Source organism: Pseudomonas sp. W15Feb34, from assembly GCF_023127765.1.
Taxonomy (GTDB): Bacteria; Pseudomonadota; Gammaproteobacteria; order Pseudomonadales; family Pseudomonadaceae; genus Aquipseudomonas; species Aquipseudomonas synxantha_A.
Genome location: NZ_SPKN01000009.1, coordinates 22,356 through 41,915, shown reverse-complemented (window position 1 = coordinate 41,915; position 19,560 = coordinate 22,356). Strand labels below are relative to the sequence as shown.

Here is a 19,560-nt window from a genome sequence, read left to right as displayed (position 1 = left end):
GACAGCCAGATACTATGTCGCAATGCCAGCATCGACAAGTCAGGCAGAGAGCATTGCAACCTCTTATGGACGCCTTATTTCTCCACTGCTTGGGTAGTGGTGAGGTAGCCGAAAGAGGCCAGTGGAGCGTATTCGACTGACTTGATGCGAGAATTCTGTAAATAGTGCGCTTACACATGCTGCGCATGGGTGGGAAATGCCTGAGGTATGAGCGCCGCTACCAGGCGGATAAAAGCGTTTCCATTAAATATTGTCCTGCATCTCAAGATTAGAAGGTCTAGGAACCGAATGAGCATCCCCTCAGCAGATATGGATGGACTGGTTGAGTCGTTGAATACCCAATCCACGTTCCTAATTGCCTCATCCCAGATGAAGTCCTCTGAATCGGCTGATCCGCGTGACATTTTTGTTCGTCAGCAGTTGAAGCGTGCGGCAGATCTGGTGAGTGGAGCAGCGGCGTTAGGCGCTGCTCGAAATGCCGCCTGCTTGGGAATCTTGAGCCGTAGCTTGCTTGAACAATTGATCACGGTTTCCTGGAGCATCAGATCGATCGAAAATGCGGAATCTCAGATCGGTGCAGGTCCAGCGGAAATGGCGAAAGCCTTAAAGATCAATTTGAAAGCAGGCAACGCCAAGATCCGTGACCACCATACGGGAGAAGACGTGACAGCCGACTACTTGGCCAATGAGCAGGCAAAGCAGAGCCGCAAACGCAGAAGCGTCGAGGAGCAAGCAAAGGAAGCTGGCATCCTAGACTTGTATACAGTGTTTTACCGACTGTTATCGCTTGAAACGCACGGCCACAATGAGACTCCGTCCGAGAAGTCCGAGAGTGACAAGCTGTGCGCCATCCACCTTCAAGGCATAGGGGGCATTAGTCGGGCCATTGGCCAAGCATGCGTTTGGTGGTTGATGCATCGGCACTGGCCGGATAACGAATCCTTACGAGATGTGTTGGGTCTTAATACGAAGGCTTAACGTAGTTCGCTTCAAATGAACTGGACCGCAATAATGGTGTAACACCCATTTGCCAAGTAACACGCATATCGGCACACCCGTCACAAGTGTGTAACGCGATAAAAACATTTAAAAATCATATACTTACGAGAAAATGTAACACCCGTAACACCCGTAACACGGTTTTTATTAGGGTATTCCCCTAGCCCCATTAATAGTGCTCCTCCAGCGAAGCGAGGTGGGTCATGCTCTTGTCTTTGGTTCGATAGTGGGGCCCCTGGAGTATTCTTGAAGGTACGGGGTAGGAAACCCGCCGGATCGTGTTACGCGGAAGACACCCAGCTTAGTGAACAGGTGAATCTGGTGAACCCCTGTTCACCTGTGCATATGCCCTACCCGTTCAGCCGTCTGCGAGTACCGTTACCAATGCGGTACGATGCGCTTTTTTCTTCAAAATCCTTTCAATTTCAACATTGAAATTTCAGTAAGCTGGTGTGGTTGCCGCTACCACGATCCCGCGGGTTTCATGCCCCGTGTACTCAAGAATCCCTCAGGGTCCCCGCCGACATTTCAGGCTCATGCCAAGCAAATGCACTGCTAGGATCCTAAATCGAATGCCAAGAGCGAGATGATGACCTTCCTCTCGTTATCCTGCGGTAAAGAAAAAATGTAACGGTCGCTAGTCTCGTCAAGATTCACAGGACCACTCTCATATCGCGGATGGTCCTTTACTAAAACTCGCATTTTTTCGACGACCGCAGTAAAACCCGCGTTACGATTGAACATCACAATGGCAGCCTTCGTATCTCGCCACGTCAGATAGCTCAGCAACTGATCAATAGTTGCTAAAAATCGTTTGTCTCCCCCCCAAATCTTGAATTCCGCAACGAACAAGTTTCCGCCTTCATGACGTATCAGCACGTCTGTTTTGCCCTGATAGTTGAACGCTTCTCCAGAGGCGGTTCCAAAGTGAGCATTGAGGGGAACCAAAAAAAGATCCCGCAGAGCTTCTTCGTCGAGCTTTCTGGTACGCGATGAACTCTGCTCGATGCTGTGACCTGCGCCTCTAACAAGACCAAGAATCATCTCGTACTGTTTAAGATCGAGAGTCGGGTCCAAGGCTCGAGCGGGCGTCATTGGAGGTAATTTGGGTATGACCTTCTGCTTGACCGCCGGAGGAATATAACTGCGAGCATCACCTGGCTTTTCCTTTAGGCGAATTCCCATACCTGACAGTTTTGAGGCAGTGTCCTTCTGCTCAAGTAGCTTGGTTCGTCGCGATGCGATCTCAGCCACGACAGCGCTAGATAATTGCTGTTTAAATCCGCCCCATTGCCGTCGGTGAGCCTCTAAATACTTCTCTATTGCTGCGAGGCGAGAGTCCAGCTCGGACTTGACAGCCTCGGGGGAAAGAGCACGGTCAGCAACGGTAAAGGTCAGTAGCTGCGAACGCACCACAGCTTGAGGCGGAGACATGTCATATGGGTTCGGACGAAGCTTGAATACATCAGCCTCTCCTTCAAAGGGCACTTCAAAATCGTAAGCTTCTCCGGGAACACTCCTCATCTCTCGATCCCAATTAAAGTAAACCGGCACCTCTCGCTCGTGATGAGTCGCGACGATCCCCTCATGGATGAGAACTGGAATCTCCACGTCGTATTTATCGATGAAAAAACTCGCTAGCGCATCAGGGTCTGTTTCTAAAATTCGCTTTTCAGGAAGCTTACTGATCTCAACGCAAGCGCCATTGATTTGGCCAGTCATCGCATTTGAGGCACTATTTCCACTGAACAAATAATCCCCAACATCCCTGTAGCTCATAACGCCCAGCCTCTGCAATCAATTTGACATCAACGCTAATCGCGTTGGGTTCAACAAGCAACGGTTTGGGAGCGCATCGATTACCACAGAACTCAGGGCCGTGTATGCCCACGTGTATGCCTAACCAAAACAGAATATAAATTACCCAATAAATACTGGATGTTATAGGTCCGGTTCAAATGACTGTGTACCACCAAGTACTAAAAACGGCTTACCGAAAGGTAGGCCGTTTTTTTGTGCGCGTAAAAAACTCCCCAACTGTATTTTGACGCCCCCCACCCCCACTGTTAGTGTCCAGCCTCCCTAAAATGCGGAGTGCCCCGATGAAACTGGACATCTACCAAGTCGACGCTTTCAGCCAACACCCCTTCGGCGGCAACCCGGCGGCGGTGTGCCCGCTCACCGAATGGTTGCCCGACGAGCAACTGCAGAGTATCGCGGCTGAAAACAACCTCTCGGAAACCGCGTTTTTTGTACCCCGTGGCGAGTTCTACGAGCTGCGCTGGCTCACCCCCGAAGTCGAGGTAGACCTGTGCGGCCATGCCACCTTGGCGGCGGCCTGGGTATTGATTCATATGCTGGCCGATGCGCCGCAAGTGCTGCGCTTTGCAACGCGTAGCGGCGAGTTGCGGGTGACGCGCAATGGCGATGAACTGGCGATGGATTTCCCAGCCAAACAGCCGCAACGCTGCGAGCCACCGGCCGGAATGTTGAGCGCACTGGGCATTGAAACTGCTGAGGTGTTTGGCACCGATGACTACATCGTGCTGGTGGAAAATGAAGCGCAGGTGGCGGCACTGACACCGGATTTCGCACGGCTCAAGGGCCTGCCCAAACGTGGGATTGCAGTCACCGCCAAAAGCACACAGTTTGATTTTGTCTCACGCTGGTTCGGCCCGAATGTGGGGGTCAATGAAGACCCGGTCACCGGCTCGGCGCACACCTCGCTGGCAACGTTCTGGGCCGAGCGCCTGGGCAAGTTGCAGATGACCGCCGAGCAAGGCGGCCAGCGCAAGGGCCAGTTGCGCTGTGAACTCAAGGGCGACCGCGTGATTATCTCCGGCAAGGCGGTGCTGTATATGCAAGGCACGATTTATCTGTAAAACGCAATTCCCGAAGGACAACAGATCATTCTCAAAATGAACGGAGTTCAGCGCGTGCTTTTGACTTCCCGCCGTCAGTTGACGGTCATCGCAGCAGCCCTGGCCCTTGCGGCCTGCCACACGTCTGTCACCGAACAACCACCGGCACCGGAGTTGGGTTCGGGCTATCGCACTGACCTGAGTACCCGCCACGCCGAGCACCATATGGCCGCCGCTGCCAACCCGTTGGCTGCCGAAGCCGGACGCGAGATGTTGCGCCAAGGCGGTTCGGCCATCGACGCGGCGATTGCGATGCAAGCGGTGCTGACCCTGGTAGAGCCACAGTCTTCCGGCATTGGTGGCGGTGCGTTCATCATGCTATGGGATGGCAAAAACGTGCAGGCCTACGATGGCCGCGAGACCGCACCGGCGGGGGCGACCGAGCGCTTGTTCCTGAAGGCCGACGGCACGCCGATGGCGTTCACCGATGCGCAAATTGGCGGGCGCTCTGTCGGCACGCCGGGTGTATTACGCGCACTGGAAATGGCGCACAAGAAGAGCGGCCATCTGCAATGGGCCAAGCTGTTCGAGCCGGCGATCCGCCTGTCGGAGCAGGGCTTTGCCATTTCACCGCGCTTGCATAGCTTGATCGCGGCGGATCGCTTTATTGTGCAATCGCCCGAGATGGCGGCGTACTTCCTGAATGCCGATGGCTCGCCCAAAGCCACCGGCACGCTGTTGAAAAACCCGGCGCTGGCCGCGGTATTCAAGCGCATCGCCAAGGAAGGGCCGGATGCGCTGTACCACGGGGCGATTGCCGATGAGATCGCACGCAAGGTGCAGGGCAATCACAATGCCGGCAGCTTGTCCGTAGCCGACCTCAAGGGCTACAGCGCCAAGGAGCGCGCCCCACTGTGCACCGACTACAAACAATGGAAAATCTGCGGGATGCCGCCGCCCTCCTCTGGCGGGATTGCCGTGGCGCAGATCCTTGGCACCTTGCAGGCGCTGCAGACCCGCGACCCGCGCCTGGCGATCGCGCCGATGACCCCGAACAAGAGTACTTCGCCGGCCGGGCTTGAACCGACACCCGAGGCCGTGCACCTGATCGCCGAAGCCGGGCGCCTGGCCTTTGCCGATCGCGCCCTGTATGTGGCCGATGCAGACTTCACCCCCGTGCCGGTTGCCGGCCTTGTTGCACCCAACTACCTGGCCCGGCGCGCCGCGCTGATCGGCGAGCGCAGCATGGGGGTCGCCAAGCCTGGCCAACCGGAGGGCGTTCAAGTGGCGTATGCACCGGATCGCTCGCCGCTGCGCATCTCCACCTCGCAAGTGGTGGCGGTGGACGACCAGGGTGGCGCGGTGTCGATGACCACCACCGTGGAAGCGGCGTTCGGCTCCCACGTGATGGTCCAGGGCTTTTTGCTCAACAACCAGATGACCGATTTCTCGTTCATCCCCGAAGAAAACGGCCAGCCTGTGGCCAACCGCGTGCAACCCGGCAAGCGCCCGCGCTCGGCCATGGCTCCGACCCTGGTGTTCGATCGCAACAATGGTGAGTTGCTGGCCACCGTGGGCTCCCCGGGCGGTTCGCAGATCATCGAGTACGTGAGCAAATCCCTGGTGGCCATGCTCGACTGGAAGCTCGACCCGCAAGCGGCCATCAGCCTGCCGAATTTCGGCAGCCGCAATGGCGCAACTGAGTTGGAAACCGGCCTGTTCAGCCCTGCGCTCAAACAAGCGCTCAAGGACAAGGGCCATGCCCTGAGCGAGATCGATATGACCAGCGGCGTGCAGGCCATCGTCCGCACGCGGGATGCCCAGGGCAAGGTGTCGCTGAGCGGCGGCGCCGACCCTCGGCGTGAAGGCGAGGCGCTGGGCGACTAGGGTGTTTTGATCAAAGGAGAATGCACGGTGAACAAAGCCCGTAACCTCAATGCCCTCCCCGGCGTGGATCACGGTTTTTGCTCGATTGACGATCCGCTGCGCCCCGATGACGTGTTTATTTGCAAACAGGTGCACAGCGCGTCAGTGATCGAGTGGCAGCCGGGTCAGCCGGCCAACACGATTGAGGCTGACGGGGTGTTCACCCGGAGCCGGCAGCCAATTGCGGTCATTACGGCCGACTGTTTGCCCATCCTGATCGCAGGCGGTGATTTAGTGGCCGCCATTCATGGCGGCTGGAAGGGCCTGCAACGCGGGATTATCGGCAATGCCGTGCAGCGTTTTATCGATGAAGGCATTAGCGCGGCCCAGTTGCGGGTGGCAATTGGGCCGTCGATCAAGCCTTGCTGCTATGAGGTGAGTGAAACGTTCATTGCCCAGTTCCAAGCGGATCAAGGCCACCTATGGGAGGACAGCCAGGCGCCCTGGAGCATTGAGCAACCGACACCGCTACAAGCTCCGCACATTACACCGCCCCACGCCAGGCAAGCGGGAAGTGCCTGGTTTGACTTGAGCGGGTATGGGCTGCTGTTGCTGCAAGCGGCGGGGGTCAAGCGCGAGCAGATCGAGGTGAGTGACGTGTGCACTTATTGCACGTCACCGACGTTTGCCAGCTATCGCAGGAGGACGCATCACTTGGAGGAGCCGAAGACATTGATCTATTCGTGGATTGCTCGTACGACCTGACGGACATACCGTACCTTGTGGAGAGGGAGGTTGCTCCCGCTGGGCTGCGAAGCAGCCCTTGAACCGCGAGCCACCAGCAATCAGCGGCTGATCTTCAACCCCTTGCGCCCCGCATGTCGCTCCAGCGCCAATTCGATCAACCGGCTCACCAACTCGCTGTAGCTCATGCCCGCCGCCTGCCACAGCTTGGGGTACATGCTGATGCGGGTAAAACCAGGCAGTGAGTTGATCTCGTTGATCAGGACTTCGCCCTCATTCGTCAGGAACACATCCACCCGCGCCAGCCCTGCGCAACCCAACACCTCAAAGGCTTCAATGGCCAAGCTGCGAATTCGTTCGCTGGCTTCACGGCTGATAGCCGCAGGCACCACCACTTGTGCGGCCTGATCGTCGATGTATTTGCTGTCGTAGGAATAAAAGCCGTTGCTCACCACGATCTCGCCACAACTGCTGGCGATTGGGTGGTCATTGCCCAACACGGCGCATTCGATTTCACGGCCTAGAACGGCGGACTCCACCAGCACTTTTTCATCAAAACCCAACGCCAGCTCAACTGCGGCGAGGTACTCGGCTTCGTTGCCGACTTTGCTCACGCCCACAGAGGAACCCTGGTTAGCGGGTTTGACGAACATCGGTAAACCGAGCTTGTTCACCGCCGTTTCAAAGGAGGTACGCGCCGCGTTGCGACGTGTAAGGGTAATGAACGGTGTGACGGCAATACCCACGTCACGCAGCAGGCGCTTGCTGATGTCTTTGTCCATGCACACGGCCGAGCCGAGCACGTCGGAGCCGACGAAGGGCAAGTCGGCCATACGCAGCAAACCTTGCAGGCAACCGTCTTCGCCGAGGGTGCCATGGACAATGGGGAAGATCACATCGATGTGTTCCAGCAAGCCCTGGCCGGAGGTTTCCACCACTTGCTGGCTGGCCTTGCCGGGCACCACCGCCAATTCGCGGTTGGATTGGTTGAGGGCGATCAGGGCCGGGTTTTCCTGGTTGATCAGGAAGTTCGACGTGTCGTTGAGGTGCCAGTGACCGGCCTTGTCGATACCGATCAGGATGGGTTCGTAGCGCGAACGGTCGAGGGCATCGACGATGTTACGCGCCGATTGCAGCGAGACCTCATGCTCAGCCGAACGGCCACCAAAAATAATACCTACCCGCACCTTGCTCATGACCCGGCCTCACTGTTGAAAGTAAGGCTTCTTAACACGGGCGGTCAGCGATCCGCTAGCAATCTGCACCACCCGACGCCTGCACAATCGTACAAGACCCCAGGCAGACAACCGCGGCAGACTCGGTTAACGTGTTCCCACCTCCTTCTGTGACAAGTCACCATGGGCAAACCCACCCACTCCCTCGACTGGCTGCACCGCGCCCCGCACGCCAGCGGCCTGGACCGTATCGAGGCGTACTTTGCCGGTTTCGCATTCGACCCCCATCGCCATGACACCTACGCCATCGGGCGCACGTTGTTCGGCGTGCAGAGTTTTCATTATCGCGGTGGCATGACCCACAGCATGCCCGGCACCACCATGGTGATTCACCCGGACGAAACCCACGACGGCCGTGCCGGCAGCGATGAAGGCTTCAAGTACCGGATGATTTATGTGGAGCCGGCGCTAATCCAGCAGATCCTCGGCGGCAAACCCTTGCCTTTCATTCCCGGCGGCCTGTCGACCGACCCTCGGCTGCACCGCGCCAGCGAAGTGCTGCTGCAAAGCTTGGATTGCCCGATTGACCCGATGCAAGAGCAAGACGCCATGTTCGACCTGGCCCAGGCCCTGAGCGAGGCATCCGGTGCCGTCGTCAGCCGTAAATCCTTCGACTACGTGGCCGCCGAACGCGCCCGTGAATTTATCCACAGCGCCCTGGGCCGCAGCATCACCCTGGATGAAATAGCCGACCATGCCGACCGCGACCGCTGGGCGTTATCGCGGGATTTTCGCTTGTTGTTCGGCACCAGCCCCTACCGCTACCTGACCATGCGCAGGCTGGACCTGGTGCGTCACTTGTTGGCCCAGGGCCAATCTCTGGTGGATGCCGCAATGACCGCCGGCTTCACCGACCAAAGCCACATGACCCGGCAATTTCGCAGCACCTACGGCATGCCGCCGTCGCGTTGGGTAAAGATGCTCGGACGCTGATCCAAGACTTGGAATGCATTCAATGTGGGAGGGGGCTTGCTCCCGATAGCGGTGTATCAGCGACAAATATATTGACTGACACACCATTATCGGGAGCAAGCCCCCTCCCACATTTTGAATGTAGTGGTGTTGCTGGCATTTGGTCATGGTTTGTAAAGGGCCAGCAAGCCGTGTCCCTTTAAATTGCAGGACGTTTCCGAGACAATCCCTGCCGCCTTGTGCCTGTTGGAATCGATGGCTAGTCTTCGGTCCGTCACTGCCTTTTCAGTGATCGGGTTTAGCAGCCTGAGTTCAATAGGCACACGGTCCACATCTGCATTTATGGTGGCTGTGCGCGGGGCACCTTCGGGTGCGCTGGTTTTCCTATTGACCGGTCTGCTAACCCGCGTACAGCTGCCACCCTACGTTTAGCAGCGTTGGTGGTCGCTCCCATGCCCAATAGGAGTTACACCATGACCAAAGCACTTCCCGATCCACCCATGGACTGCCTCGTCGTCAACGAAGACCTCAGCTTCGAAGACGCTCAACTCTATATCTCACACCTGATCAACAGCGCCTCTGCCACCGTGTGGGACTGTTGCGATCACCTGCAACCCCACGACCGCGCCAGAATCCATGCCGCGTGGCATTTGCTGGAGATGGCCAAGACCGTGCTAAACCGCACTATCGAGTGCATGCCGCGCACCTGAAAACACGACAAAACTCATGTGGGAGCTGGCTTGCCTGCGATGCAAACACCTCGGTACATCAGGTACACCGAGGTGATGCTATCGCAGGCAAGCCAGCTCCCACATTTGGGTTCTGTTGTCGCCAAAATCGAGTTTGGTGTCCGAACGTGCTCTTTAGCTCGACAACTGATTGGCAAACTGCCCGACCGCGCTCACCACTTTTTGCGCACCGTCCTGAATTTCCACAATCACCGTACCCGCCTCGGCCGCCAGGGCCAGGCCTTGCTCGGCTTGCAGGCGACCGTCGGCCATCAGCGCAACCGCATCGCGGGCCATGTCCTGGTTCTGGCGCACTACGCCGACGATTTCCTCGGTGGCTTTGCTGGTGCGTGAAGCCAGTTGCCGCACTTCATCGGCCACCACCGCAAAGCCACGCCCCTGCTCACCGGCACGCGCGGCTTCGATGGCGGCGTTGAGCGCCAGCAGGTTGGTCTGCTCGGCAATGCCACTGATGGTCTTGACGATGCTGCCGATCACCTGGGACTGAGCGTTCAGCGCCTCGATACCTTCGCCGGCCTGTTGCATGTGTTGGGCCAGGTCGCGCATCACGTCCACCGCCTGGGTGACCACGGTGGTGCCGCGCTGGGCGCTGTCATCAGTTTGCAAGGAGGTGCTGTAGGCAATGTTGGCGGCCTCGGCCACCGCTTGCTCGCGGTTAACCTGGTCGGTGATCACCGTGGCGAACTTGACCACTTTGTACAGCCGTTCGTTGGCGTCCAGCACAGGGTTATAGGTGGCTTCCAACCACACCAGGCGACCGTGGCTGTCCACGCGCTTGAAGCGCGCCGCCACGAACTCACCGGCGTTCAAGCGCTTCCAGAACTGCTGGTACTCGGCGCTGTTGTATTCCTGCGGTTCGCAGAACATACGGTGATGTTTACCCTGGATCTGCGCCAGGCTGTACCCCATGCTGCTGAGGAAGCGGTCATTGGCGGTGAGCACGTTTCCGTCCAGGTCGAACTCGATCAACGCGGTGGAACGCATCAGCGCGGTGATCAGGTTTTCATGCTCACGCGAACTCTCGATGGTGCGGGTGAGGTCGCTGGAGAACATCGAAAAATGCTTGATATGCCCCTGTGAACTGCGCACCGGCTGCACGATCGAGCGCAACCACGCTTCCTTGCCATTGCCACGCATAAGGCGCACGGCGCCGGCGAAGTGTTCGCCGCGGGCCAGGGCGTGCTTGAAGCGCAACTGAAACTCATCCTGGCGCACATGGGCCGGTACCAGGTCTTCGATTGCACGCCCCACAATCTCACTCAATGAATAAGCCAGTTCCTGCAGGAAGTTGGCATTCGCCCACTCCACCCGGCCCTCGGCGTCCAGCGTCAGGACGAGCATTTCGCTTTCCAGGCTCTCTTTCACCTGTAGCAAGCTCGACAATTCTTCGCGCAGAGCGGTCAGCTCCTGCTTCAGGCGGGTATTGAACATGGGGCACCGTTAGGCAAGTGAGGTGGGTGTTCTAACTTGCATCGGCGCTGCCGGGGTTTTCTGAAGAGCGCTTGAGCCCTGGGCCGAACTATATTTTCAACCGCCATTGTTACGGCATACGCCCATGACCTGATATTCCAGGGTATTGAGCTTGCCGCTGGAGTCTTCATAGGTCATGCGCGACGGCACGACGTTGCACGAGCGGATCGGCGGCGTCACGTTGACGACCTTGGCAATGTCCAGGTCCATGCCATAGCGGTAAGCCTGAACCTCGGGCACCGGCTTGCCTTTTTTGATCGCGTAGGCGGCCATGGCTTTCTCATTGCGCTCCATCATCAGGGCAAAGGTGCGATCCCCGCCCCCTTCGGCCAGTGCGCCAAATGACAACACAGCCGTTAATACAGCCACACCTACTTTATAAAAGTTCATTGCGGTTTCCTCGACTGAAAAGTTCAGTGTCGAGATTAACCAACCCACCCTGACGCCAGGTTCACCAGAACATTACTTATTTGTTAGATGGCCATTAGTTTCCAGAATCGTAATCTTCATGCAATGCGCCTGTTATACGCCGTTTGCAACTATCAGCCAGGGCCAGATCAATAAGAACGCCCGCCTCTATAAGAAGCTGATAACTGCCATCACCGAGGAGCGCATCATGAGCATTCGTCATTACACCCTTCCCTTTTCATTGATGGCCGCGTTGCCCCTGACCGCTGTGGCGGTGCAAGACACACCCGAGGGTTTTATCGAGGGCAGCCGCATCAACGTGCTGGCACGCAATTTCTACTTCAACCGCGATGACCGCAAAGGCCAGTCCAGCCCCACTGGCAATGGTTACTCCGAAGCCTGGGCCCAAGGTTTTATAGGCAAATTCGAATCCGGTTTTACCCAGGGCGCCGTGGGTTTTGGTCTGGACGCGTTCGCCATGTACGGCCTTACGCTTGACTCGGGCAGCGGCCGCAGCGGCGGCAAAGGCTCGTTCGGCGTGCTGCCGGTGAACAGCGACAACCAGCCGGAAAACAGCTACAGCAAAATCGGCGGCGCGGCAAAACTGCGCGTGCTGGACACGGTGATCAAGGCCGGCGACGTGTTCCCACTCACCCCGGTGGTGGCCTACGGCGACTCTCGCCTGTTGCCCGAGAGCTTTCGCGGCGTCACCCTGCAAAACACCAGCCTGGAAGGCTTGAGCCTGCAAGGCGGGCGCCTGAGCGGCATGAGCCAGCCCAGTGAAAGCGGCATGAACAAAGGCTTTGCCACCTTCTATGCAGGCAAGGTCGACTCGCCCTGGATCGCCTACTTCGGTGGTGACTACCAGCTCAACAGCCATCTGGGCTTTAGCCTGTACAGCAGCCGCTTGAAGGACGCCTGGGACCAGTACTACTTCGGCAGCAATGCCAATTACGCATTGACCGACGACGTGTCACTGTTCGGCGATTTCAACTACTACAAGGCCGTGGACGAAGGCCGCAAACGGCTCGGCGAATTCGACAACAACATCTGGAGCGCCAGGCTTGGGGTCAAGGTCGGCGCCCATAGCGTGGCCGTGTCGCACCAGCGCAACAATGGCGACGATGACTTCGACTACCTGCGCCAGTCTGATTCGATCTTCCTCAACAACTCGATCCAGTACAGCGACTTCAATTCGCCCAAGGAGCGCTCATGGATGGTGCGCTACGACCTGGACATGCAGGCGTTCGGCATCCCGGGCCTGTCGTTCATGACCCGCTACGGCAAGGGCACCGGCGCCGACTACAGCAACGCCAACGCCGTGTACATGCGTCGCGATGCGGCGGGTAACCCGCTGACCGATCAACGCCGTTGGGAACGGGATATCGAGGCCAAGTACGTGGTGCAAAGTGGGCGTTTCAAGGATTTGTCCCTGCGCTTGCGCCAGGCCACCGTGCGCTCCAGCGCCTTTGAGTCCGATCTGGAAGAAGTTCGCTTGATCGCCGAATATCCACTGGCCATTTTGTGACACTTACATTCGCTCGCGATTAACTAACATCTGTTCACAAATAGCCGGTTATCAAAATTGTAATATTGGCCTCAGCTTCTCGTTAGTTTCAACTTTCTATACTCGCGCCAACTTATTTACCGAGCACGTTCATCTCTGAAGCTTTTGTGTAGCTCCTTTGGAAAGAGATGAATTTTTAACGCCCCGCTTGGGGCGTTTTTTTTGTGCGCCGGGCTATGCGACCGATGGTCGCAGTTGACCCTAAAGCTACTTTAGCCTTCAGACTTTTCCCACTTTGATAACAGCCGCCATAAGGACATGGGCGCCTTCTCTCCATCATTCAAGAGGTAACCCCCATGCGTATCCTTGTGATTGAGGACGAGCAAAAAACCGCTGACTATTTGCGACAGGGTTTGAACGAAAGCGGCTACGTGGCCGACTGCGCCGCCAATGGCATTGATGGCCTGCACCTGGCCGAGCAGCATGCCTACGAGTTGGTGATTCTGGACGTCAACCTGCCGGGCAAGGATGGCTGGCAAGTGCTGGAACAACTGCGCCGCAACGGCAACCAGCGGGTGATGATGCTCACGGCCCGCGGCAGGCTGGCGGACAAGATCAAGGGCCTGGACATGGGCGCCGACGATTACCTGGTCAAGCCGTTCGAGTTCCCCGAGCTGCTGGCGCGGGTGCGCACCCTGTTGCGGCGCAGCGAACACATCCCCCAGCCGGAAGTGTTCCGCGTCTCGGACCTGGAACTGGACCCGCGTCGCCACCGCGCCTATCGCGGCACTCGGCGCATCGACCTGACCACCAAGGAGTTCGCGCTGCTGCAGGTGCTGATGCGCCAGAGCGGTGAAGTGCTGACCCGCACGCAGATTATTTCGCTGGTGTGGGATATGAATTTCGACTGCGACACCAACGTGGTGGAAGTCTCCATCAGCCGCCTGCGCGCCAAGGTCGACGACCAGAGCGAGGTCAAGCTGATCCACACCATTCGCGGCGTCGGCTACGTGCTGGAGGCGCGTCCATGAAAACCGGCAGCCTGTCGATGCGCCTGGGTTTGACCGTCAGCCTGATGGGCGCGGGCCTGGTCTTGCTGCTGGCCACCCTGGCCTACCTGGCCCTCACCCATGAACTGGAAAAACTGGCGCGCAAGGGCCTGGAAAGCAAGATGGAACAGCTCCAGCACAGCCTGTCCCTGGGGCTCGACGCCCAGGCCATTCGCGCTCGTCCCCATGCGCTGCTGGACCTGGTCATCGGCCACGACAATTTCTACCTGACTATCGTCGGCACCGCGCCCGACACCCGCGTGTTACTGAACATCGGCGCCAAGCCCCAATCGCCGTTGCTCACCGACTTCAAACCGCGGGAAACCCTCGGCTACCTGAACTGGACCGACAGCGACGGCAACCAGGTGCTCAGCGCCTCCAGCCTGATGCGCCTGGCCAGCGGTGAACGCGTGCGGGTGCTGCTGTCCCTGGACCGCAGAGACGACCAGGCACTGCTCAGCGCCTATCTGCGCGCCACGCTGATTGCGCTGCCGCTGCTGTTGATACTGATCGGCATGGGTGCCTGGTGGTTGGTACAACGCGGCTTGGCGCCGTTGAAGCAATTCAGCCAGGTGGCGGCGAAGGTCACCACCCAGGACCTGACACACCGTTTGTCCGTCGACAATTTGCCCCACGAACTGGGGGAACTGGCCCAAGGCTTCAACGTGATGCTCGACCGCCTGGATGCGGGCGTACAGCAACTCTCGCAATTCTCCGATGACCTGGCCCACGAACTGCGCGCCCCGCTGACCAACCTGATGGGCAAGGCTCAACTGACCCTGTCGCGCCAGCGCCCGCCGGAGGAATACAAGGCGGTGCTGGAATCCAGCACCGAAGAGCTTGAACGCCTGGGGCGTATTGTCAGCGACATGCTGTTCCTTGCCCAGGTCAGCCATCCGGCGGCGCGGGCGTCATTCACCGACGTATCCCTGGGGCAAGAGGCCGAGCGAGTGATGGAGCTGTTTGCCCTGAGTGCCGAAGACAAGCAAGTCACCCTGAGCCTGCGCGGCGAGGCCTGGGTGACGGGGGATCGTCTGATGATCCAGCGGGCGATTTCCAATTTGCTCTCCAATGCCATACGCCATACGCCAGAAGGTTCGAGCATCCTGCTGTTGGTGGAAACCTATGGCCAGAGCGTGTCGCTGTCGGTGGGCAACCCCGGCCGAGGCATCGACGCGCACCACCTGCCGCACCTGTTCGAACGTTTCTACCGCGCCGACAGCAGTCGTACCCGCGCCGAGGGTGGCACCGGGTTGGGGCTGGCTATCGTCAAGTCGATCATGCACCTGCACCAGGGGCACGCTCATGTGACCAGCCAGCTCGGGCGTTTCACGCGGTTCAGCCTGGCCTTTCCCCTGAAGCCAACACCGGTCCAATGTGGGAGGGGGCTTGCTCCCGATGGCAGTGTGTCAGCCAATACATGTATCAACTGACCCACTGCCATCGGGAGCAAGCCCCCTCCCACATTGGTTTTGTGGTGCATTCAAGGTTGTCAGGCGGTCTCTTCCTCGCGGCGATGAGCCCATTGGTACAACGCCGGTAGCACCAGCAACGTCAGCAAGGTCGAGGAAATAATCCCGCCAATCACCACCGTTGCCAACGGGCGTTGTACTTCGGCGCCGGTGCCGGTGGCGAGTGCCATGGGGATAAACCCGAGGGACGCCACCAGCGCAGTCATCAGCACCGGGCGCAAGCGGGTCAGCGCGCCTTCGTGGATCGCCACCGCTAACGAGCGCCCTTCTTCGCGCAGGTTGCGGATAAAGGCGATCATCACCAGGCCGTTCAGCACCGCCACACCCGACAAAGCGATAAAGCCCACCCCCGCCGAAATCGATAGCGGAATATCCCGCAGCCACAGCGCCATGATTCCACCAGTCAACGCGAACGGAATCCCGGTGAACACCAGCAAGCCATCCTTGAGGTTGTTGAACATCATGAACAGCAGGCCGAACACCAGCAGCAACGCCACCGGCACCACGATACGCAGGCGCTCGGAGGCTTCTTTCAACTGCTCGAATTGCCCGCCCCAGGTGGTCCAGTAACCGGCGGGCACTTTCACCTGAGTGGCAATGGCCGCTTCGGCTTCCTCGACAAACGAGCCGATATCACGCCCACGCACGTTGGCGCTGACGATCACCAGGCGCTTGCCATTCTCGCGACTGATCTGGTTGGGGCCCAGCACCAGGTCGAGGCTGGCGACCTGGGACAAGGCGATAAAGCCCAGTTGTCCCGAGGTACTACCGGCCAGCGCCGGCACCGGAATCAATAACCGTGACAAGCCTTCGATGTCTGTGCGCAGTGCGTCGGACAAGCGCACGACCATGTCGAAACGCCGATCACCTTCGTACAACGTACCGGCCTGACGCCCACCGACGGCGACAGCGATGGTGTCCTGCACATCGCCCACATTCAGGCCAAAGCGAGCGGCCTTATCGCGGTCGATATTGATGGTCAGCACCGGCAGGCCGGAGGTCTGTTCCACCTTCACTTCCGAGGCGCCGTTGAGCTTTTGCAAGGTCTCGGCGATTTCCCCGGCAGTGGTGTTGAGCACGGCCATATCATCGCCAAACACCTTCACCGCCACATCGCTGCGCACCCCGGAAATCAGCTCGTTGAAACGCAGCTGGATCGGTTGCGACAGCTCATACACGCTGCCCGGCACAATCGCGCTGGCGCGTTGGATGTCGGCAATGATCGCCTCGCGTGACTTGCTCGGGTCCGGCCATTGGTCCTTGGGTTTGAGCATCACGTAGCTGTCGGAGATGTTCGGCGGCATCGGGTCGGAGGCGATTTCCGCCGTACCGGTGCGCGCAAATACCCGCTCGATTTCCGGCACTTCGGCCAGCAAGGTTTTTTCCAATTGCTGCTGCATCTGCACCGATTGCGTCAGGCTGGTGCCAGGTACGCGCAGCGCCTGCTGGGCGAAGTCGCCCTCGCTGAGGCTGGGGATAAATTCGCTGCCCATACGGCTGGCGACCAGGCCCGATACGACGATGGTCAGCAGCGCCAGGCCAAATACCAAGGGGCGGCGCGTCATCACCCAATTGAGCACTGGGTCATACACCCGGCGTGCGCTGCGCATGACGAAGTTTTCTTCTTCCTTGACCTTGCCGGTGACGAACAACGCAATCGCCGCCGGTACGAAGGTCACCGACAGAATCATCGCGCCGAGCAAGGCAATCACCACCGTGAACGCCATCGGGTGGAACATCTTCCCGGCCACCCCGGTAAGAGCGAAGATCGGCAGGTACACCACCATGATGATCAGTTGCCCGAAGATCAGCGCCCGCCGCGCCTCTTTGGCAGCAGCGAACACTTCGTGCAGGCGCTCACTGCGGGTCAGCAGGCGGCCGTGACGCTGCTGCGCATGGGCCAGACGACGGATGGCGTTCTCGACGATCACCACCGCACCGTCGACGATAATGCCGAAGTCCAGCGCACCGAGACTCATCAGGTTGGCGCTGACTTTGTTGGTGAACATGCCGGTGAAGGTGAACAGCATCGCCAGCGGAATCACCATCGCCGTGATCAGCGCCGCACGGATATTGCCCAGGAACAGGAACAACACCGCCACCACCAGCAACGCACCTTCGAAGAGGTTCTTCTTCACGGTGGCGATGGCTTTTTCCACCAGGTTGGTGCGGTCGTAGACGGTGACCGCCACCACGCCTTCGGGCAGTGAACGGTTGATCTCCTCGAGCTTTTTCGCCACTGCCTGGGACACGCTGCGGCTGTTCTCACCGATCAACATGAACACGGTGCCCAGTACTACTTCGCGGCCGTTTTCGGTGGCGGCGCCGGTGCGCAGCTCGCGGCCAATGTCGACCTGGGCCACGTTACGCACACGAATCGGGGTGCCGTCCGAGGTGGTGATGACAATGTTGGCGATGTCATCGATAGACGCCACTTGCCCCGGCGCGCGGATCAACAACTGTTCGCCGCTGCGCTCGATATAACCGGCGCCGACATTGGCGTTGTTGCGCTCCAGAGCGGTCACCAGATCGTTGAGCGTCAGGTTGTAGGCGGCCAGGCGCTTGGGGTCCGGCGCAATCTGATACTCCTTGGCGAAGCCGCCGATGGTATTGATCTCGGCCACGCCCGGCACATTGCGCAGCTGCGGTTTGATGATCCAGTCCTGGATCACCCGCAGGTCGGTGGGGGTGTAAGGCGTACCGTCCTCTTTGCGCGCACCGTCCTCAGCTTCCACGGTCCACAGGAAAATTTCCCCAAGCCCGGTGGAAATCGGCCCCATCGCGGTTTCGATGCCATCGGGCAATTGCCCGCGGGCCACTTGCAGACGCTCGTTGACCAGTTGGCGGGCAAAAAACAGGTCGGTGCCGTCCTTGAAAATCACCGTGACCTGGGACAAACCGGAACGCGACAGCGAACGCGTCTGCTGCAAGCCCGGCAGGCCGGCCATGGCGGTTTCGATGGGAAAGGTGATGCGCTGCTCGGTTTCCAGCGGCGAAAAACCGGCGGCCGCCGAGTTGATCTGCACCTGCACGTTGGTGATATCGGGCACCGCGTCGATGGGCAGTTTCTGATAGCTGGCGATGCCGACACCGGCCATCAACAGCACCGCCAGCAACACGATAATGCGCTGCTCGATGGCGAATTGGATAAGGCGCTCAAACATGGGGAGTCACTCGCAGATCAATGGGCGTGTTCGGCCGAGCCTTTGCCCAGTTCGGACTTGAGGATGAAGCTGCCAGCCGTCGCCACTTGCGCACCGGCCTCCAGGCCCTGACGCACTTCGACGTAGCCGTTTTCACTGACGCCCAGTTCAAGATGGCGGGTGATAAAGCCTTCTGCAGTGCGCACGAACACCGAGGGCTTGTCCTCGACGGTCTGGATGGCGGCTTGCGGTACGGTGACCTTGGCCTGGTAGGTATCGGTGGCGACTTGCACGGCCACGAATAAACCAGGACGCCAGGCGTCGTCGGGGTTGGGCACCGTCACACGCACGGTGGCGGTACGCGTTTGCTCGCCGAGCAAGTTGCCGACATACGCCACGGTGCCCAGCACTTCGGTGCCCATTTCCGTCGAGCTGACTTTTACTGGTTTGCCTACACGGACCTTGTTCAAGTCCTTGGGAAAGACACCGAAGGTGACCCACACCTGAGACAGGTCCGAGAGCGTGAATGCGTTGCTGGTTTCACTGACCACCTCGCCCACGCCCAGGTGTTTTTCCACCACCACCCCGGCGAACGGCGCCCGCAGTTCATAGCGATTGCCACCGGCCAGAACTGCGCTGCCGCTGAGGGCGGTCATCTTCTGCCGCGCATTGTTCAGGGCGATTTCGGCCTCTTGCAGGGTTTGCCGCGCCAGCAGGTAATCCTGCTCGGCGGAGATTTTGTCCTGCCACAACTGGCGCTCGCGCTCAAAGGTGGTACGCGCCAGTTCGACCCGGCGCTGGCTGGCCGCCAACTCACTGCGCTGGTCGGAAATCTGCTGGCTGGCGATCACCGCCAACAGTTCGCCTTTTTTTACCGACTGGCCCAGATTGACGTTCACCGCTTCCACCACGCCCGCAGCACGGGGCACGATGTGGGAGGTACGGTCTTCATCAAAACGCACCTCGCCGGGCAGCGTCAGCACCGTGCTGATCGAGCGCGGTTGCGCTTGGGCCAGTTGAATACCGGCGGCCTGGATCTGCTGCTCGGTGAGTTCAAGTTTGCCTTCTTCTTCCTCGGCGTGGGCCAAGCCCGATAGCAGCAGGCCCAAGGCGACGGCGAGCGCCATGCCATGTTTTTTGTTCAT

Annotated in this window: 15 protein-coding genes; 9 read left to right on the top strand and 6 right to left on the bottom strand. The window is 59.0% G+C overall.

Annotation, left to right across the window (positions count from 1 at the left end; all coding sequences use genetic code 11):
* Window positions 1–288: 288 nt before the first annotated feature.
* Window positions 289–978 carry a DUF5677 domain-containing protein gene (locus E4O97_RS04135; RefSeq protein WP_248160880.1) on the top strand — a complete coding sequence of 230 codons (690 nt, stop codon included), beginning with the start codon at window positions 289–291 and terminating at the stop codon, window positions 976–978.
* Between the two features lie 576 nt (window positions 979–1,554).
* On the opposite strand, the gene E4O97_RS04130 is transcribed toward E4O97_RS04135, so the two are convergent.
* Window positions 1,555–2,778, bottom strand: a complete 1,224-nt coding sequence (locus E4O97_RS04130; RefSeq protein ID WP_248160879.1) for a hypothetical protein — start codon at window positions 2,776–2,778, stop codon at window positions 1,555–1,557.
* 323 nt (window positions 2,779–3,101) lie between these two features.
* On the opposite strand from E4O97_RS04130, the gene E4O97_RS04125 reads away from it, so the two are divergent.
* From E4O97_RS04125 to E4O97_RS04115, 3 genes are read left to right on the top strand one after another with little or no spacing between them, the layout of a single operon-like run.
* Window positions 3,102–3,881: a PhzF family phenazine biosynthesis protein gene (locus E4O97_RS04125; RefSeq protein WP_032878029.1), complete on the top strand. Its 780-nt coding sequence runs from the start codon at window positions 3,102–3,104 to the stop codon at window positions 3,879–3,881.
* 36 nt (window positions 3,882–3,917) lie between these two features.
* Entirely contained in the window at window positions 3,918–5,747 is a 1,830-nt protein-coding gene (gene ggt, locus E4O97_RS04120; RefSeq protein WP_078820224.1) for a gamma-glutamyltransferase, read from the top strand.
* 27 nt (window positions 5,748–5,774) lie between these two features.
* Window positions 5,775–6,491 (top strand): polyphenol oxidase family protein, encoded by a 717-nt coding sequence (locus tag E4O97_RS04115; protein WP_216090710.1) that lies wholly within the window; start codon window positions 5,775–5,777, stop codon window positions 6,489–6,491.
* 80 nt (window positions 6,492–6,571) lie between these two features.
* On the opposite strand, the gene ddlA is transcribed toward E4O97_RS04115, so the two are convergent.
* Entirely contained in the window at window positions 6,572–7,666 is a 1,095-nt protein-coding gene (gene ddlA, locus E4O97_RS04110; protein ID WP_248160878.1) for a D-alanine--D-alanine ligase, read from the bottom strand.
* 162 nt (window positions 7,667–7,828) lie between these two features.
* Here ddlA and E4O97_RS04105 point away from each other — a divergent pair, with 162 nt between their 5' ends.
* Complete coding sequence (locus tag E4O97_RS04105; protein ID WP_032878033.1) at window positions 7,829–8,638, top strand: AraC family transcriptional regulator; 810 nt, start codon at window positions 7,829–7,831, stop codon at window positions 8,636–8,638.
* Between the two features lie 452 nt (window positions 8,639–9,090).
* Complete coding sequence (locus tag E4O97_RS04100; RefSeq protein WP_005784550.1) at window positions 9,091–9,327, top strand: hypothetical protein; 237 nt, start codon at window positions 9,091–9,093, stop codon at window positions 9,325–9,327.
* Between the two features lie 153 nt (window positions 9,328–9,480).
* On the opposite strand, the gene E4O97_RS04095 is transcribed toward E4O97_RS04100, so the two are convergent.
* Together E4O97_RS04095 and E4O97_RS04090 are read right to left on the bottom strand one after the other, a co-directional pair.
* Window positions 9,481–10,797 (bottom strand): PAS domain-containing methyl-accepting chemotaxis protein, encoded by a 1,317-nt coding sequence (locus E4O97_RS04095; RefSeq protein WP_032878035.1) that lies wholly within the window; start codon window positions 10,795–10,797, stop codon window positions 9,481–9,483.
* 96 nt (window positions 10,798–10,893) lie between these two features.
* Window positions 10,894–11,226, bottom strand: coding sequence for a DUF2790 domain-containing protein (locus E4O97_RS04090; protein ID WP_003188305.1), 333 nt, complete (start codon window positions 11,224–11,226; stop codon window positions 10,894–10,896).
* 226 nt (window positions 11,227–11,452) lie between these two features.
* Here E4O97_RS04090 and E4O97_RS04085 point away from each other — a divergent pair, with 226 nt between their 5' ends.
* The 3 genes from E4O97_RS04085 (at window position 11,453) to E4O97_RS04075 (ending at window position 15,233) form a co-directional block, all read left to right on the top strand.
* The gene (locus E4O97_RS04085; protein WP_248160877.1) at window positions 11,453–12,772 is read left to right on the top strand and encodes an OprD family porin; all 1,320 of its coding nucleotides are present in this window, start codon (window positions 11,453–11,455) and stop codon (window positions 12,770–12,772) included.
* A gap of 335 nt (window positions 12,773–13,107) precedes the next feature.
* Window positions 13,108–13,782, top strand: coding sequence for a heavy metal response regulator transcription factor (locus tag E4O97_RS04080; protein ID WP_005784544.1), 675 nt, complete (start codon window positions 13,108–13,110; stop codon window positions 13,780–13,782).
* The gene (locus E4O97_RS04075) at window positions 13,779–15,233 is read left to right on the top strand and encodes a heavy metal sensor histidine kinase (protein WP_078820221.1); all 1,455 of its coding nucleotides are present in this window, start codon (window positions 13,779–13,781) and stop codon (window positions 15,231–15,233) included. Before E4O97_RS04080 ends, E4O97_RS04075 begins: the two co-directional genes overlap by 4 nt.
* 59 nt (window positions 15,234–15,292) lie before the next feature.
* On the opposite strand, the gene E4O97_RS04070 is transcribed toward E4O97_RS04075, so the two are convergent.
* Together E4O97_RS04070 and E4O97_RS04065 are read right to left on the bottom strand one after the other, a co-directional pair.
* Window positions 15,293–18,436: a CusA/CzcA family heavy metal efflux RND transporter gene (locus E4O97_RS04070; protein ID WP_078820220.1), complete on the bottom strand. Its 3,144-nt coding sequence runs from the start codon at window positions 18,434–18,436 to the stop codon at window positions 15,293–15,295.
* 17 nt (window positions 18,437–18,453) lie between these two features.
* Window positions 18,454–19,560 (bottom strand): efflux RND transporter periplasmic adaptor subunit, encoded by a 1,107-nt coding sequence (locus tag E4O97_RS04065; protein ID WP_078820219.1) that lies wholly within the window; start codon window positions 19,558–19,560, stop codon window positions 18,454–18,456.

What these genes read in the sequence shown, in the direction of transcription:
- E4O97_RS04125 (WP_032878029.1), top strand. Translation starts at nt 3,102, where the DNA reads ATGAAACTGGACATCTACCAAGTCGACGCTTTCAGCCAACACCCCTTC.
- E4O97_RS04130 (WP_248160879.1), bottom strand. Translation starts at nt 2,778, where the DNA reads ATGAGCTACAGGGATGTTGGGGATTATTTGTTCAGTGGAAATAGTGCC.
- E4O97_RS04090 (WP_003188305.1), bottom strand. Translation starts at nt 11,226, where the DNA reads ATGAACTTTTATAAAGTAGGTGTGGCTGTATTAACGGCTGTGTTGTCA.
- ddlA (WP_248160878.1), bottom strand. Translation starts at nt 7,666, where the DNA reads ATGAGCAAGGTGCGGGTAGGTATTATTTTTGGTGGCCGTTCGGCTGAG.
- E4O97_RS04065 (WP_078820219.1), bottom strand. Translation starts at nt 19,560, where the DNA reads ATGAACAAAAAACATGGCATGGCGCTCGCCGTCGCCTTGGGCCTGCTG.
- E4O97_RS04080 (WP_005784544.1), top strand. Translation starts at nt 13,108, where the DNA reads ATGCGTATCCTTGTGATTGAGGACGAGCAAAAAACCGCTGACTATTTG.
- E4O97_RS04070 (WP_078820220.1), bottom strand. Translation starts at nt 18,436, where the DNA reads ATGTTTGAGCGCCTTATCCAATTCGCCATCGAGCAGCGCATTATCGTG.
- E4O97_RS04105 (WP_032878033.1), top strand. Translation starts at nt 7,829, where the DNA reads ATGGGCAAACCCACCCACTCCCTCGACTGGCTGCACCGCGCCCCGCAC.
- E4O97_RS04135 (WP_248160880.1), top strand. Translation starts at nt 289, where the DNA reads ATGAGCATCCCCTCAGCAGATATGGATGGACTGGTTGAGTCGTTGAAT.
- E4O97_RS04075 (WP_078820221.1), top strand. Translation starts at nt 13,779, where the DNA reads ATGAAAACCGGCAGCCTGTCGATGCGCCTGGGTTTGACCGTCAGCCTG.
- ggt (WP_078820224.1), top strand. Translation starts at nt 3,918, where the DNA reads ATGAACGGAGTTCAGCGCGTGCTTTTGACTTCCCGCCGTCAGTTGACG.
- E4O97_RS04095 (WP_032878035.1), bottom strand. Translation starts at nt 10,797, where the DNA reads ATGTTCAATACCCGCCTGAAGCAGGAGCTGACCGCTCTGCGCGAAGAA.
- E4O97_RS04085 (WP_248160877.1), top strand. Translation starts at nt 11,453, where the DNA reads ATGAGCATTCGTCATTACACCCTTCCCTTTTCATTGATGGCCGCGTTG.
- E4O97_RS04100 (WP_005784550.1), top strand. Translation starts at nt 9,091, where the DNA reads ATGACCAAAGCACTTCCCGATCCACCCATGGACTGCCTCGTCGTCAAC.